At 66.9% G+C, this 15,725-nt stretch carries 16 protein-coding genes; all 16 read right to left on the reverse strand.

All coding sequences use genetic code 11. The features are described from left to right. Window positions 1–117 precede the first annotated feature (117 nt). On the reverse strand, window positions 118–564 hold the full coding sequence (locus tag C8J26_RS13645) for a DMT family transporter (RefSeq protein WP_107958742.1): 447 nt from the start codon (window positions 562–564) through the stop codon (window positions 118–120). Between the two features lie 384 nt (window positions 565–948). Next, a complete protein-coding gene (locus C8J26_RS13650; protein ID WP_056410746.1) occupies window positions 949–1,443 on the reverse strand; it encodes a nucleoside deaminase in 495 nt (164 codons plus the stop codon). A gap of 56 nt (window positions 1,444–1,499) precedes the next feature. Beyond that, window positions 1,500–2,960 (reverse strand): aminotransferase class I/II-fold pyridoxal phosphate-dependent enzyme, encoded by a 1,461-nt coding sequence (locus C8J26_RS13655; protein ID WP_107958744.1) that lies wholly within the window; start codon window positions 2,958–2,960, stop codon window positions 1,500–1,502. A 289-nt stretch (window positions 2,961–3,249) separates the two neighbouring features. Then, a complete protein-coding gene (locus tag C8J26_RS13660; RefSeq protein WP_107958952.1) occupies window positions 3,250–3,540 on the reverse strand; it encodes an HNH endonuclease in 291 nt (96 codons plus the stop codon). A gap of 102 nt (window positions 3,541–3,642) precedes the next feature. Next, complete coding sequence (locus tag C8J26_RS13665; protein ID WP_244185306.1) at window positions 3,643–4,575, reverse strand: glycosyltransferase family 2 protein; 933 nt, start codon at window positions 4,573–4,575, stop codon at window positions 3,643–3,645. Further along, a complete protein-coding gene (locus C8J26_RS20915) occupies window positions 4,572–5,504 on the reverse strand; it encodes a polysaccharide pyruvyl transferase family protein (protein WP_244185307.1) in 933 nt (310 codons plus the stop codon). The genes C8J26_RS13665 and C8J26_RS20915 overlap by 4 nt, the downstream gene beginning before the upstream one ends. 11 nt (window positions 5,505–5,515) lie before the next feature. After that, window positions 5,516–6,445, reverse strand: a complete 930-nt coding sequence (locus tag C8J26_RS13675; protein WP_107958750.1) for a glycosyltransferase family 2 protein — start codon at window positions 6,443–6,445, stop codon at window positions 5,516–5,518. A gap of 52 nt (window positions 6,446–6,497) precedes the next feature. Then, the gene (locus C8J26_RS13680) at window positions 6,498–7,193 is read right to left on the reverse strand and encodes a PIG-L deacetylase family protein (protein WP_107958752.1); all 696 of its coding nucleotides are present in this window, start codon (window positions 7,191–7,193) and stop codon (window positions 6,498–6,500) included. 7 nt (window positions 7,194–7,200) lie between these two features. Then, the gene (locus C8J26_RS13685) at window positions 7,201–8,361 is read right to left on the reverse strand and encodes a glycosyltransferase family 4 protein (protein ID WP_244185308.1); all 1,161 of its coding nucleotides are present in this window, start codon (window positions 8,359–8,361) and stop codon (window positions 7,201–7,203) included. A gap of 47 nt (window positions 8,362–8,408) precedes the next feature. Then, window positions 8,409–9,239, reverse strand: a complete 831-nt coding sequence (locus C8J26_RS13690; protein WP_107958756.1) for a sugar phosphate isomerase/epimerase family protein — start codon at window positions 9,237–9,239, stop codon at window positions 8,409–8,411. Then, entirely contained in the window at window positions 9,236–10,756 is a 1,521-nt protein-coding gene (locus tag C8J26_RS13695; RefSeq protein ID WP_107958757.1) for a YcaO-like family protein, read from the reverse strand. The genes C8J26_RS13690 and C8J26_RS13695 overlap by 4 nt, the downstream gene beginning before the upstream one ends. Continuing rightward, the gene (locus C8J26_RS13700) at window positions 10,753–11,568 is read right to left on the reverse strand and encodes an MBL fold metallo-hydrolase (RefSeq protein WP_107958759.1); all 816 of its coding nucleotides are present in this window, start codon (window positions 11,566–11,568) and stop codon (window positions 10,753–10,755) included. The genes C8J26_RS13695 and C8J26_RS13700 overlap by 4 nt, the downstream gene beginning before the upstream one ends. Further along, window positions 11,559–12,554, reverse strand: coding sequence for a Gfo/Idh/MocA family protein (locus C8J26_RS13705; RefSeq protein ID WP_208631401.1), 996 nt, complete (start codon window positions 12,552–12,554; stop codon window positions 11,559–11,561). Before C8J26_RS13705 ends, C8J26_RS13700 begins: the two co-directional genes overlap by 10 nt. A 2-nt stretch (window positions 12,555–12,556) precedes the next feature. After that, entirely contained in the window at window positions 12,557–13,651 is a 1,095-nt protein-coding gene (locus C8J26_RS13710) for a class I SAM-dependent methyltransferase (RefSeq protein WP_107958763.1), read from the reverse strand. After that, window positions 13,648–14,541 carry a hypothetical protein gene (locus C8J26_RS13715; RefSeq protein WP_107958765.1) on the reverse strand — a complete coding sequence of 298 codons (894 nt, stop codon included), beginning with the start codon at window positions 14,539–14,541 and terminating at the stop codon, window positions 13,648–13,650. The genes C8J26_RS13710 and C8J26_RS13715 overlap by 4 nt, the downstream gene beginning before the upstream one ends. Beyond that, window positions 14,538–15,716, reverse strand: a complete 1,179-nt coding sequence (locus C8J26_RS13720) for an inositol-3-phosphate synthase (protein ID WP_107958767.1) — start codon at window positions 15,714–15,716, stop codon at window positions 14,538–14,540. Before C8J26_RS13720 ends, C8J26_RS13715 begins: the two co-directional genes overlap by 4 nt. Window positions 15,717–15,725 lie beyond the last annotated feature (9 nt).

The following is a 15,725-nucleotide window of genomic DNA, read 5'->3' on the forward strand; positions in this document are numbered from 1 at the left end:
ACGGCCGACTATGGGGCTGGGCGACCGGAGGCTTTCGGACGCCGTCCGGCCAATCTCAGGCCGTTCTGTAGATCGGCGAAGACTGTAAGATCAGTCGTGTCGACCACGCACGTCGCCTCAGAACTTTGCAATCAGCGTGACGCCACCGACCATCAGTACTGCGCCGAGGAAGCGCCAAGGGTTCATCTCGTGCTGCTCCATGCGGAACAGCCCGAAGTGATCGATTGCCAGGCTGGCCAGGATATTGGCAGTGATCGTGATGCCATTGACGGGGCCGGCGCCAAGCTTCTGGATGAGCAGAAACCCGGCAAACACGGCGACCGCACCGACGATACCCCCGAGTGGCGCCCACCACGGCATGGCGGCAAAGTCGCCTACGGAGGGCAGCGGCTTCGGCATGCACGCGAATAGAGCGACTGTCAGGAACAGGACGAGCATGAACGAGATGGAGGTTGCGAGCCACGGATTGCCGATCGATTTGTTCAGCTGACCGCCCATCGACGCACCAACGGCTTGCAACATGCCAGCGACGAAAATGAAGGGATAAGCCCAGGCTGCGTTCATCGAATGTCCCCCAATTAGAGAATGATCGGCCTGCTGCGTCTCACCCAAGCGCACATCAGACATCTGACTGCCAAACCCGGGAACATTATAAAATATCCGGGCCGGTCTCGTTTTCCTGGACGCCGAGCGTCAGGGCGGTCGCTATCGGCTTCTCGCTACCGATAGCGACGGGGCTCATGCGATCGCCGGCTCGGCGCGCTTGCGCCTCGCCGCAAGGCTCGATTCCGTGGGTGTGGCGCCCTGCGTCGTTCGAGAATCCGTCGACCTTTTCCCGCCAAGTAGCCGCTTGGAAGCGCGCCCGAAGGGCCAAAGGGCCCCTTCAACCCGCAGTGACGCTGACAGCGCACTACCGATGCCAGGTCGCCGTGATGGCACGCAGTGGACTTACAGGTTGGCCTGTTCCTCCTCGCTCAGGTCAGCATCGGGGCCGTAATAGAGTTCCGCGCAGGCTTCGCGCAGGCAGCCGCCCTCGATCTCGATATCGTCCCGGTATGCATCTCCGATAAACCCGAGGGTGTCGACGTGCTTGGCTTCGAAATACATGGGATGCACGTCGCTGCGACCAGCACCGTAAACGACGCGGCCGACTTTCGACCAGATCGATGCCATCGTGCACATACCGCACGGCTGAAGCGTCGAGTATAATGTTGCCCCGCGGAGTTCCAGTTCGCCGGTTTTCTCGCACGCGCGGCGGATTGCCATCATTTCGGCATGCGCAGTCGCATCCGGCAATTCCTTGGTCTGGTTGCGTTCGGCGGCAATCACCTTGCCGTCCAGCACGATGACGCAGCCAAGTGGGGCGGTTGCGGGATCGGACCCTTTCGAGCGCGCAACCTCAATCGCCATCTGCATCCAGTGTTCGTCGGTATCAGTATGCATTATAGTCTACCTCGTTAAGGCTGCTGTAAAATCGGGGTGCTGTTCCGGTTGCCGCGTCAGCCCTGCACCACCCTTATGGTCGATTCGGTCGGGTCGACCGGATCCATCACGAAAGCGCCTGCATCACGGTTCGCGACCAGCCACGCGACGTGCGCAGCCGTGATGCGCTGACCCGGAACCAGACGAGGGACACCGGGCGGCGCAGGCGCGATCATCTCAGCCGCGATACGTCCGGCAGCGCCTTCATAGGCAATCATCTCGGCAGGACCGTAGAATGCCGCATGCCCCGGCATCGCCATGTCGACGGACAGCGTGCCAACCCCCGGAGTGGGCGCAATTGTCGGCAGGATAGAGGGGTCTGACGCAAGCTGCTTCACAAGGTCTTGCAGACCGTGGACGAGCTTGCGCAAGTCGGACTTGGTTGTTCCCAGCGATAGAACCGCGAGGATATGCCGGGCGTCGGACAGTCCCATGCTGATGCGGTGATACTTGTAGAGCCAGTCGTCGATGGCATATCCCGATACGCCCAGCGCCGAGACGTCGATCAGCACCTTGGTAACGTCCAGATCGGCCGCTGGCGGCAGGTGATCATGGCCGAACACACGCAGCGGCGCGATACCTGCAATCTTCCTGCGGACCATGTTCGCCCGCGCAATGACGCTGGTCCACATCTGTTCACCGTTCAGCGCGTGGTCGCGCCGGGTCGCATCGAGCGTCGCGAGGATGGGCACGGACGGGCTGGTGGTCTCGAAGAGTTCATAGGCCATCCACAGACGCTGGCGATCGATCAGCTCGCCCTTGGCAACGATCACCGACCCCTGTGCGAGCGCCCCCATCGTCTTGTGCGCGCTGTAGACGGCGAGATCCGCCCCCTTTGTCAGCGGATCGTCAGGCAGCCCTTCACAAAATGCGAACGCACCACCCCAGGCGGCATCGACGATCAGGGGGATGCCGTGATCATGACAGACGGTGGCGAGCGCGGCTATATCGCTGGTCACGCCGTAATAGGTCGGGCTGACGACGATGAACGCCTTGGCGGTCGGATGCGCCGCCAGGACGGCGCTGAGCGCGCGCGGCTCGACGCCGTGCTCGATATCCCATCCCTCGTCGATCTGTACGGGCACGATGACGGCATCGAGCCCCGTTGCCAGCGCATAGGTTCGCTCGGCCTTATGCGCGCTCGCGGCGATCAGGATGGTGTCGCCCGGCCTGGCGACGGCCGCCATCGCGGTGTGAAGGCTCTGCGTGGATCCGCCGGTCACGAACCGGCAGAAGTCGGCATTCCAAGCCTCTGCAGCGATCTCGTGCGCACGTTGCAGGGCGAGTTTACCCTCGGTACGATCGTCGAGGCCCTTCGGCGTCAGCACATCGGCTTCGAAGACCCGCTTGCCGAGCAGTGCCTTCATACCCCCGGGAATTACTGCGCCCTGGTTGTGGCCGGGCGCCCCGAAGCCGATGACCGGCCGCTTCTCGATTGCCGTCAGCGCGTCGGCCAACGGCGCAATCTTCTGATCCATGCCTAACCCTCTCGTGATCGAGTGGCTCAAACGCACGGCCGCCGGAAAAGCCCGCGAGGATCGTTGATCTTCGTTACCAAACAAGACGTTACCGGTTGGCGGGCATGGACCAGAACTGCCGCCTGCCTAGCTTGGGCAGTCTGTCGGCGGGCTACTGCAATAGTGAGGACAAGGACGCGACCGGCACCCTCTCGGGACCGTCGGCCGGCTACAGCGCAGTGCGGGCACGCTTGCGCCCGGTCAGCTACCCGCCGCAACCAGGTTCGCATGGTGACATGAACCGATATGCCTACCGTGTATCGGGTCGGCGGGTCGGCGCATGAAAATCCGCAGGTTTGTCCGCGATCCAATGCAGGAAGCGGCTAATATCCGGGCGAGCCTTCAACACCGCGACGTCCGCGAATGTGGTGGCGAGCTCCTGGTTGGAGACGCTGGCATGGATGATGCGGTGACAGATCGGATGGACCGGCATGACTTCCGTGCCACCGCGGCTTTTCGGTATCCGGTGATGCCATTCGACTTTTTTACCGAGGGGCCGCTCGCACAGCCCGCACCGACCGATGTGCTCGGTGGACGTCATCCGAGCCTTGGCCTGGACCAGACCCGCTATCCGTTTCACCCGTCCGCCCATCACCGAAATATGGTGTTGCGCGGGGGAATATCCAGCGGCCTCAAAACCTTGTCAGGCGCCAGCCGCCATAATCCGCTGCAGGGTCGATCGTATCGCGATCCACCAGAAACAGGCGAAGCCCCGGGCCTTGTGGCGCAGGCGGAACCAGTAGAATCGCCTGATGCCGGCATGCGTGGTCACCGGCCGCGTCAGGTCGAAGCGCACTGCCAGAATGTCGTCCACGATGGCACGAAGCGCGCGCCGGTCGGAGAAGAGATATTTGGCGTACAGCGCACCATCGCCAAAGCTGTAGCCCGCGAGCAGCCGGGTCTCATCGTCAACATCGCGACGCCCGTGGTGATGGTCGACCACCATCAGCGGGTCATAGAGCACCGCAACGCCAAGGCCTGCCGCACGAAACAGGAAGTCCGTGTCCTCGGCCGCGACGAATGGCGCACCGGCGCCGAACCGTTCATCGAAGCATCCCGTCAACCGTCGGACATCCGCGGTGAACGCCAGATTTGCCCCCATGACGAAACCGCCCGGAAACCCTTTCGAAGGTGCGACCATCGGGTGATCTTCGAGCTTGATGGTGACGGGGAGATCGGCAGGGTTGCCCAGCAGGATCCGGCCGCCAATGATCGCCGGTCCGCTGACCCTTTCGAACGCGGCGCAGAGCGCTGAGAAATAGTCTTCGTGCAGGACGCAATCGTCATCGGTCATGGCCACGATGCGACCAGTGCAGTGTGCCAGCCCTGCGTTGCGGGCACGGGCGAGCCCTGGATGCGGCTCTTGGACGAGATGGACGGGGAAGGCCTGCACCGCCTGCCATCGCGCCAATCGCCGCGGGGTATCGTCGAGCGAGCCGTTGTCGACCAGGACGACTTCCACGGCAAGATGGCCGGCATAGGCTGCCGCCCGCTCCACGGACTCGAGCGTCGACGCTAGCGAATTGGCCCGATTTCGCGTGCAGATGAGGAGACTGACGTCGATCGCCTGCGTCACGTTGCGCTGATGCGCTGCTTGGCCAGGACCAGGGCCTGTTCGCTCGTCGTCGCCCTCGTCACGATCGCATCCGGCCCGGCCCAGGCGTCCAGATATGCTGCGATCTTGCCGTATTCGTTGTCGAGCACGACATGGGGGATACCAAGCAGGTCCGCGATGATGTGGCCGTGCAGCCGATCCGTCACGACGACCCGGCCCTGCGAGAGCAGCCGCAGCCCCCGGTCGACGCGGGCGACGGCTTGCGCCTCGCGCGCCGTCGCGCTGCTCCCGAGCGGCAGATCGGCATCGTCCTCGAGCCAGTCGACGACGGTCGCTCCATCCTCCGACGGTACCGCATAGCCCTGCCGTTCGTCGTCGGTGCGCATCAGCATCAGCACGTCGCCTTGCGGCGCGCCACGCAGTTGTTCGCCCAAAGCATAGGCCGAGTCCGGTGCGAGGTGCGATGGGCATGCCAGATGCCGGCGCGCGAAGTCCAGGCTGCGGGCATCACGGACGTAGAGGACGAAGTCCGGATGGTCGGCGACGAGCCTGGCGAACCGATCGACCTGCGCCGGCACGCGAAAGTGGATCGACTGGGGGAGCTGCACGACGGTTCGGTCGCGCACCGTCGCCAGGATATCCTCGCGGAACAGCTGGTGATGCGGCCAGATGTCGCCAAGGTTTCCGCCGCCATGCAGGAACAGGACGCCGTCGGGGCAGGCATCGCGAAAGGCATCGAGGTCAAAGTCGTGCCAGGTCGAGACGTAGCACGGATCGCGCCCCGTTATCTGCCGCAGCAGGGCGAGTTCGCCCAGCCAGATCGCGCTGTCGCCGACATTCGCATGGTCCGGAAAGTCTAGCAGCGCGTAGCGTGACCCGATCGCGACATGCGTTCGATAGAAGGCGGTGAGAATGGCGCGCTGCTCGCCCAGGTGTTTGGGGGCCGTCATGCACGCCATTCTCATTCGGCCGCTGCGGCTTTCTCGGTGGCCGCGAGCCGGTCCTCGAGCAAGCGGATGACGGTCGCGGTATTGGCATAGGGCTGGTGGCTCTGCTGCCCGGTCAGCGCGAGATCGGCGGCATCCGGGCGCCGCAGGATGCGGATCGGCCGCCCCGGCGTCATGTCGATCAGGTCCATGAGGCGGAAGGCATGGAGCCAGTGGCCCATCGTCCGATAGCCCCATTTGCTCTCGAACAGCTCGGCGTTGCGCACGACGCTGTCGAGATGGTGGACCGGCGGCATGTGGTGAGGGTGGTATTGGTGATAGGCCAGCGCGCCCTTGACCCAGGCGATCGGGATGCCCGCCTGGTCGATCGCCTTGCCGAAATCGGTATCCTCGCCGCCATAGCCGACATAGCGTTCGTCGAAACCGCCGAGCCCGAGGAACGTCGCGCGCCGCATCGCGAAGCTCAGCGACCAGAAGCAGCGATAGTCGGTACAGATCTCGATACCCTGGGGCGGGGGGCCGCGACGGTCGGAATGCTTCACCGCGACCTCGGCGAACCGGTCATATGACCAGTCGCCGGCGGTCGCACCGCCCGGCAGATACAACACCTCGCCCATCAGCAACCCGTCGAACCCGGCGAGGAACCCGGCATAGTCCGCGACCAGAGTCGGCGTCGGAATGCAATCCATGTCGAGAAACACGATGACCTCACCGGTCGCGACGCGGGTGGCGGCGTTGCGCGCCGCTGCGAGCGGAAGCTCGCAGGCGACGATCTGGATCTGGCGGATCGGAAACGGCGCGTCGGGAAGCACGTAGAGCTCGTCCTGCATGACCGCGACGATCAGCTCGGTCGGCATCAGCGTCTGGCGCGTGAGGCCAAGCACGACGTTGACGAGATGGTCGGGGCGCCCCTTGCCTAGGGTGACGACGGAAACTTCAGTCATTATGATGGCTCTGCCTGGAATTGGGGGACGCGCGGCGACGGGCGCCGGTCGGTCAGTGCGCGTGAAGCGGGTAGAACCGTTCCTCGAAGATCCGTTCGGTCCGCGCCGACATCGCCTCTACGCCGCCGAACTGGAAGCCGAGTTGCGACCCGTACGCGGCGCAGGCGGCGATACGCCGCGCACGCGTCTCGGGCGTGAGCTGTTCGATCACCGCGGGCATGGCGGCAACGCGGTCTTCGCGGTCGGCATAAGGCCAGTCTTCCCATAGCAACACGGTAAGATCGGCACAGGATCGCCGTATCGCGTCCAGAACGACGTGATGGTCGACATGGTTGCCGAGGCACAACGGCCCCAGCACAAGATCCGGCTTTTCCGCCGCGAAAAGCTCGACCAGTGCCGCCGCGAGATCGTCGACGATCCGGTCGTCGGGCAGGCGGGCCGCGAACAGCATCTTTGCCGAGGCGTAACCGCGATGGGGCGCCTCCAGGAACGGCAAATGGATCGCGCGCCCACCCAGTGCCCGGCACGCAGCGAGATCCTCGCCCCGGCGCAGCGCCATATAGTCGATGTCGGCGCCCAGCCCCTTGTCGAGCTGGCAGGCGAGCGCGAACCCGGTTGGCTGCGCGACGTTGCCGGTGAAGCACGTCGCGACGGTAACGTCCCAGCCCTGGTCGACGCGCGACGCCAGCAGCCCGCCTGCGGAGAAGGCCGCGTCGTCCAGATGCGGCGATATTGCGATCAGCTTCATCGATCGCTCACAACAGATGTGGTTCGCTGCGGAAGCGGCAGGGGGTCATCGGCAGGGTCGTATCGAAGCCGGTTTGCGGATGCCCCCTCAGGTCGCGGTAGATGCCGACGATCTGCTGCCCGACCGCGTCCCAGCTATACACCCGGCGGCATTCTTCCAGCGCGGCGGTCGCCAGACGCGTGCGCAGGCTGGTATCGGTGATGATACGAGTCAGCGAGGCTGCGAGCGCCGGGACATCGCCGGGATCGGTCAGCATGCCGTTCTCGTCCTCGCGGACGCAGTCGACCACGCCGACGGCGTGGCACGATACCACCGCAAGGCCGCACGCCATCGCCTCGAGGATGGTGTTCGAGAACCCCTCTGCGTAGGTCGGCGATACGAACACGTCATGCGCGCGGTAGAGTTCCGGCACCGCATCATAATCCGCATAGCCGCTGAAGGTCACACGGTCGGTAAGCTGCAGCTCTGTCGCAAGCGCCTGGGCGGGGTCGACGTCGGGACCGATGCCGGAGATGGTCGCGTGCCAGTCGCCGCGCACGGCCGGTAGCGCCTGGAGGAAATCGAGCACGCCTTTGCGGCGGTCGACGCGGCCGTGATAGAGCAGCCGGACCGGGCCTTCGGGCGCGGTCGTCACCGCGGGTGTAAAATGGTCGGTATCGACCGCCCCCGGAACGATCGTGAACCGGTCGAGCGGGGTGCCGAGCCGGTCATGGACTTCTCCGGCGAAGCTGGCGCCGCCGATCAGCAGCGCGCCGGCATGGTCGAGCACGCGCACCATCGCGAGCCGGTGCGTCTCGCAGCACGAGCCGACCCAATGCCCGTCACCGCCCTGGATCGACACGACGCAGGGGAGGCCGAGACGCTGGGCGGCGATCATCGTCGCCCAGCCGGTCGGATAGCCATATTGCGCGTGCAGCAGGTCGAACGGATGCGCCGCATGATCGCGCGCAATCGCCTCGACCATCGCATCGATATCGCGTTCGAAGTCGCCGCCGTCCTGTTCGCCGAGCGCTTCGAGGCCGACGACGCGCACGCCCGGCACCGGGGGCGGGGGGCCGCCGCCATAGACGCGGGCGCGGGCGGGGTCGCCGTAATATTGGCTGATCATCGTCACGTCGTGGCCCGCTGCGACGAGCTGGCGCAGCAGGTTGATCGCGTAGATCGACATCCCCGATATCGCGGGGAAAAAGCGGCGCGAGACGAAGCAGATCCGCATCAGGACAGCGCCGCGCGCAGATAGGCGATCGACTCCGGAATGGCCTGATGCGCACGCGGGCTCTCGCGCGACAGTTCGACGCAGACCAGCTTGTCGAAGCCGATCGACTCGAGCGCGGCAAGGATGGCGGGAATGTCCATGTCGCCCTGTCCGAACGGCAGATGCGTGTGATCGCCGCGACGCATGTCCTCGACCGCGACGGTCCCGAGGCGGTCGGCATAGGCGCGTACCGCGGCGTCGGGGGCGATATCCTGCGTGACGAGGCAGTGGCCGGTGTCGAGCGCGAGACGCAGGTCCGGATGGCGAAGCGCGAGCCGCGCATAGTCTTCGACCGTCTCGATCAGCATGCCGGGCTCGGGCTCGAGGCTGACCGGGATGCCGGTCCGTGCCGCGTGCTCGACGACCTTGCCGAGCCCCGAGTCGAGCCAGTCAAGCGCATCGTGCCGGGCGACACCGGGTTTCGGCACACCCGCCCAGAACGACACGGTCTCGGCATTGAGGATCGCGGCGACCTCGAGCGCGCGGGCGAGGAACGCGACCCGCCGGTCACGCCCTGCGGGGTCCGCCGTGACCAGCGTCGGTTCATGCTTGTCGCGCGGGTCGAGCAGATAGCGCGCGCCGGTCTCGATCACCGATCCCAGCCCCAGCGACCGCAGCAGCGCGCCGACGCGCTCCGCCTCGCGCGCCCAATCGTCGGCGAAGGGATCGAGGTGGTGATGATCCAGCGTGAGCGCGACGCCGTCATAGCCGGCGCCCGCGATCAGGTGCAGCGCGTCGTCGAGGCGGTGGTTGGCCGCCCCGTTGGTGTTGTAGGCGAAACGAAGCGTCATCGTGCCGCCTCCGTCTCGAGGCTCTGTTCGGACCAGGCGACGTGATGCGCTTCGGGTTCGCGGTAGAGCGGATAGAGCGGGCCGACGATCTCGTCCGCCAGCGCGGTATCGAAGAAGGGCTGACCGCCCAGCCGTGCGATCGCTTCGTCCGTCAGGCGGACGGGCCGGCGAGTCGTGCTCGCCTCGCCACCGAAGCTGACCAGCGGGCTGTCGAGCGCGACGAGTTTGGCGACGTTGCGTTCGCCGATCCGGTAATAGCTCATCGTCTCGACTTCCATGCCCGGCACGATCACCTTGACGACCGCGACGCTGGAATCCGCGGGGGACATGTCGACGTAGAGGATGTCGAATCCAGCCGCTTCCACCGCCTCCCGCGCTAACTGGCCGCGCGCGCGGGCATCAGGGACGTCGGCGCGGGGCAGGTCGGCAAAGGCATGGCGGCTGCGCTCGGCGAGCATCGTCCCGGCGAGCCAGTCGCGCAAGGTCGCGGCGTCGACGTCGGTCCAGCGCTGCATCTCCGTGAAGGCACGGCTGTCGCTCGATTTCGCGGCACCGCCGGCCTGCGCCATGAACCGGTCGATATAGTCGCGTGGCGCGATCGTCTCGGCAAGCGCCATCGGTCCATGCGCGAACGCCTTGCGCGCGCGGCTGGCGGCGTATTCGGCGATCGCCTTGGCCAGCGCCTGCACCGCGTCGGGATGCGCCGCCTCGCCGCACGCGGTCGCCATGATCGGCACCGCGGGCTCGCGCACATCGACGCCGACGCAATAGACGTTGGCGAGCCCGAACTCGTCGGTCGCGAATTTGGGTATCACGCGGACGTCGGCGGCGGCGAACCGGTTGACCAGATCGCCGATCTCGGCGGGCAGGCATTCGGGCAGGTCGATCGCGACGCCGCGGTCGAGCGCGCGGAACAGCAACCCGTTGCCGTCGCGCTGGAGGATCTCGCACAGTCCGTGGCCGATCGCCCAGTCGAGGTCCGGCCCCGCGCCCATCCCGTTGGAAATGATCGTCGTGAACGGCACGTAGCCGGGGGCCAGCTCCTTGGCGGAATAGGCGGCGAGGTCGATCGGCACGAGGACGCTCGAGCCGTCTGCCCACCGCCTGGCCTCGACCCAGTCGAGCGGCGTCTCGCGGCCGACCGGGGACCCAGCGGGAAGGCACAGCATCAGCGGATCGGCGATCCCACGTTCGCCGCGTTCGCAGACGAGGTCGGCATAGCTGCCATGCGTCTTGCCGCGCGCGGACAAGGTCAGCGTCGGCCAGACCATCTCAGCGATCTCGCCCAGCGCGCCCAGAATCGCGGCCTGGTCGGTTGCGCCATAGCCGACGCCATAGGGCATGATGCCGTCGAGGTCCGCGGTTTCGGGAAATAGCGCGACCACCCAGACGGGGATGCCGACACGGTCGATGCCGTCGATCGGGAACGCGACGATGTCGCCGGCGGGAAACGCGTCGAGATACAGATGGCAGGCCGCGTCCAACTGTTCGGGCAGGCCGGTGATAGTGCGGGTCATAGCGGGATCCTCTTCACGCCCGGCGCACGGGCCAGCGCCTCGTCGAGCACGGCGACGGCGACATCGCGGCCGACTTCGGGGGCATATTCGAACGGAGTCAGGACGGCATCGAACGCCAGCGGCGCGATCACCGCGCGGTAATGGCGGATCTCGCCATGCGTCAGCGGGATGTCCTTGTGGAACGCCTTGTGGCTGGAGATCGCGTGGCTGACGCCCGCTTCGTCCTGGTCGATCTTGAACATGTCGCCGCAGAACAGGCGCTTGCCGACCGCATCGTGGAGCGCGGCCTGACCTTCGTAATGCCCGCCGACGTGATGCAGCGTATAGCCCGGCGCGATCTCCAGTACGTCGTCATAGGGCGTCGTGACGCGGAACGCCTTGGTCATGCCGAGGTCGTCCTTGTGGATCGCGAGCATCTCGGGCGCGCAGTCGCGCTGGAGCTGGAACAGCGCGCCATAGCCATGCGCGTGACTGGCGGCGAGATAACGGATCCCGCCGAGCCGCGCGATCTGTTCGAGCATCGCGGGCGAGTAATAGGGGGCGGCCTCGAAGGCGATATTGCCGCCCTCGCGCACGATCAGCCAGCCAGTGCCGCCGAGCCCGAGATGCGGCGTGGTCGTGAACGCCCAGAGATCGTCGGCAACCTGCCGCCAGCTGCCGTCATGGCTTGCGGCGACGTCCCGCTCGGGGAGGAAGCGCCAGCCGTCCTCGGGCAGGTCGTTGCGCGTGTCGTTGCAGACCGCGCAATCGGCGGGCGCGAAGTGTCGCTGCCAGAAGCCGCAATGCGCGCAGGCATACCAGCTCAGAGGCACGATCGCGCCTCGCTATAGGCGGCGTCGAATAGGCGCATCAGCGACAGGTCCCGGTCAATGGAGAAATCATGCGCGTCGCCGCGGACGGCGGCGGCGAACGCGGCGGCCTGCGCGGCAAAGGGCGACAGTGCGGCGTCGAAGGGCAGGGCGGTCTCGTCCCCGGTGCGCGCGCAACGCCGGATCACGGTGCCGCCCTCGGTCTGGCCCATCGTGTCGGTCGCGACCAGCAAGCCGTCCTCGCCAAGGATCTCGAGCCGGCGGCGCGGCAGCACCTCGGGGCAGTTATAGGCGACATGGCTCTGGACCAGGATGCCGCCTGCGGTTCGCCCCGACAGGATGCCGCCGTCGTCGACCGGATAGTCGTGGATACGCCGCTGCAGGTCGATGTGCAGACGCGCGAGCGGTTCGTCGACGAGCATCGCCGCCAGATCGAGGCCGTGGAGCGCAAGGTCGATGACCGCGCCGCCACCGGCTGCGGCCGGATCGGCGCGCCAGTTGCACCCGCCATCGCCAGCGGTCGGCGACCAGCTCGGGTCGACCCAACAGGCGTAGACGATGCGCACCGCGATCGGTCGGCCGATCGCTCCGTCGCGGATCGCCTGCGCCATCGCGCGGTGCGCGGGGTGATGGCGCTGGTCGAACGCGGTGCCGTAGAGATGTCCCGCGACGGCTGATCCGATGGCCTCGGCATCGTCCAGCGTCGCGGCGATCGGCTTCTCGCAGAGCACCGGAACGCCCGCCGCGATCGCCGCGCGGACCGGGTCGGCATGGAGGTTGTTGGGCGTGGCGACGTAGAGGCAGTCGAGAGCGGCATCGGCCAGCATCGCCTCGGCGGTATCGTAGGCGAGGATACCGCCCGACATCGCGCTGGCCTGCGCCATCGGCGAGGGGTCGGCGATGGCGACCACGGTTCCGCCCGATGCCGCGATCCCCGGCGCCATGTAATCGCGCGCGACCCAGCCGAAGCCGACGATGCCCCACCGCATGCTCACCACCGCGCCGGCAGGTCGAGGACACGGCGGTGCCGCGCCGCATCGCCGGTATCCGACAGCCATGTGGCCGCTGCGCCATATTCCGCGCGGTAGCGATCGGAGGGCCAGCGTGGACCGGTATCACCGAGCAACGGATTGGGCACCAGCACCGCATCGGCAACCGGCATCGCCAGCCCGTCGGTCAGCGGTCGGGGCGCATCGCCGCCGGGCTCGACGATCGACCACGCCTCGATCGCGGGATCGTCGGACCATCGGGTCGGGGCGGGTGCATCCCCCGCCAGCAACGCGCGCCGCAACTCGCGTTCGTCATAGACAGTCGCATCGGGGAACAAAGTCGCCCATTCGGCGCCGTCGCGGGCGGGGCCCATCGCCCCGCCCGCGACGGCGGCGTTGTGGAGATGGCTGACGGCGAGCACGCCGCCGGGTGCCACGGCCTCCCGCAACAGGCCGGCGATACGAGGCTGATCTGGCAGGAAATAAAAGGCGTCGTGACACGCGACCAGGTCGAAGCGCTGCGCCGCGACCGGCCACTGCGCCGCGGCGTCGAACACGACATAGTCTGCGGCGGGTGCCACCCAATGCTTGGCGAGCCAGCATTTCGAGAACACCACGTCCGCGCCAATACACGCGACGCCACGCGCGGTAAGTTCGCGGAGATAATGACCGATTCCGCAGGCCAGCTCGAACGCGGTATCGGGCTGCCGCCAGTGCGCCTCGACCAGCGCGAGCCCGGCGAGATAGGTCGGATCGCTCCAGCGATGCGCGAAATAGTCCGCCACCGGTCCCATCCGGAGCAACGCCATCGCCGCGCGCAGCGACAGCGTGTCGCGTTCGCGCACCAGCTGTTTCAGCTCGCCGAGATCGGTCGCGGGGCCGGTCCACCACGCATCCTGATCGGTCAGCAGCGCCACCAGCGCATCGTCCGGGCAACCCGCGTCGAGATGGTCGAGTGCCACCGCCACCAGACCTTCGCTGTCGGTCCGCAGATACGGGATGCCGTCGACCACCGGCCAGCGCTCGCCCGGGGCGGCAAGTGAATGCGGCGTATCCGCGACCAGCGGTCGTCCGGAAAGCGGCGAGCGATAGGTCACAACAGGCCGACGTCGCTCAGCACGCGATCGTGGAACGTCTTGACCGGTCCGGCATGGACGAGCTCATAGGTGTGGAGGACGCTGTCCATCGTTGCCGATGCGGCGCGGAGATGCTGTTCGATCTCCAGCACCCGATCGAGCACGTCGGCGGCATGGAACGCGCGTGCTGCCGGGGTGGCATCGCCGGCGACCGGTGCGATCGCCGCGCGGACCTGCGCCGCGACGGCCGGGTCGAGCATCGCCATCGCCTGTTCGCGCGCGGCATCGATCACGCGGTCGAGCAGGTCGCCGAGCAGCACCTCGCCGGTAAACCCCGCATCGGGCATCGCGGCATTGTGGAAATGATGCGCCATCGACGCGAGGAACACCTCTGCCGGATCCGCGCCATAGCCGGGCGCCGCGAGCACGCCGTACACCGCGACGATCAGGCAATGCTCGGCATGGTTTTCGGCGGGCTGGAGCAACAGGCGCGGCCGACCGGGGCAGGTGACGCCCGCGCGCGGCTGCGTCGCGAGTTGCGGCACGAACCGCGGCACCGGCCCGGCCGCCGGCGCACCCTCCGGCAGCGCATCGCGCAGCTCGGCGGCGAGTGCCGGGTCGAGCAGCATCGCCACCTCGTCGAACGCGCGTTCGAGCACGGCGCGCGCTTCCGCGTCGGAAAGACCAAGCTCGGCGAGCGTGGCACGGTCGAGATCGCCAAGCCGCGCCGCGGCGAGCGCGGCGGCGACCGTGCGCCGCATCACCGCCGTCGGTGTCTCGCCCGCCGCCAGCGCGGCCCAGCCACGCGCGAACAACCGCTCCGCAATCGATCCTTCGCGCTCCGCCGAGCGGATCCGCTTCAGGTCGCCGAGTTCGCGCAACAGCGGCAGGTACGCTGCGTCAAAACTCACCGGCGGTCGAGCCAGGTGTCGAGGATCAGCTGCTGCTCACCGAAGGCGTGGATCGGCTCGCCGCCATCGGCGGTCTGCGGCATCTTGAAGAAGATCCCCATCTGGTCCTGCACGCCGCCGTCGCCGCGCGTCTGCGCGAGTGCGAGGCAGCGCGCAATCTCGATCGCGAGCGGCGCGGCGAGCACCGAATCCTTGCAGAGGAAGTTCAGCTTCAGCTGCATCTTCTGGCCGAGGAAGCCGGTCAGGTCGATATTGTCCCACGCTTCCTTGTTGTCACCGCGCGGCTTGTAATAATGGATCATGATGATGTGATCCTCGACCGGATAGCCAAGGATCTGGTCGAGGACCGACTTCTTGGTATCGACCTTCGACGCGAGGCTCTTGGGATCGTCGAGCGCGAGGCCGTCCGAATTGCCCAGGATGTTGGTCGAGAACCAGCCGTCGACGTGCAGCGCGCGGTCACGCAACGCCGGCGCGATCACGGTCTTCAGCAGCGTCTGCCCGGTCTTGCCGTCCTTGCCGGCGATCGGCACGCCGCGCTGGCTGGCAAGCTCGGCGAGCGGGGCGACGTCGGCGGCGACCGACGGCGTGAAATTGGCATAGGGCGTGTCGCTGGCAATCGCGGCATAGGCGTAGAGCATCGCCGGGCTGATCGCCGAGTCGTCGCTGTCGAGACCGCGCTCGAAGCCCTCGACGCTGCTCAGCGCGTCCGCAGCCAGATCGGCCTTGCGCTCGGTCGAGGCGAGATTGATCATCACCACCCGGTCGAGATTCCGCTCGCTCTTGAAGCGCGCGAGATCGTCCTGGATGTGCTTGACCGCGGCACGGTGCCCGGGCGCGGCGATCTTGTTGGCGCCGTCGATGTTCGCACAGAAATCGGTCGATCCGACAGCGGGCCAGGGCCGCATGTCCGACAGGCTTGCGGCCCCATTGGCAAGATCGCTCTCGGTGAGCACGCCGTGCTTGAGCGCAGCGGTCGCGAGGTCGTCATGGCTGAGGTCCCAGCCGCCGAAATGCAGATCGCGGTATGCCGACATGCCCTCGACATCGCGGCTGGCGAGCGGCAAGCCCGACAGGTCGTTCGACCCCGCGCGGATCATCGCGATCCCCGCCGCCGCGGTAGTGGCCACCGCGCCATTCAGTCCGATCACTGCGATCCCGACCCGTTCGCCCATAACTACGTC

Source organism: Sphingomonas aurantiaca (assembly GCF_003050705.1).
Taxonomy (GTDB): domain Bacteria; phylum Pseudomonadota; class Alphaproteobacteria; order Sphingomonadales; family Sphingomonadaceae; genus Sphingomonas; species Sphingomonas aurantiaca.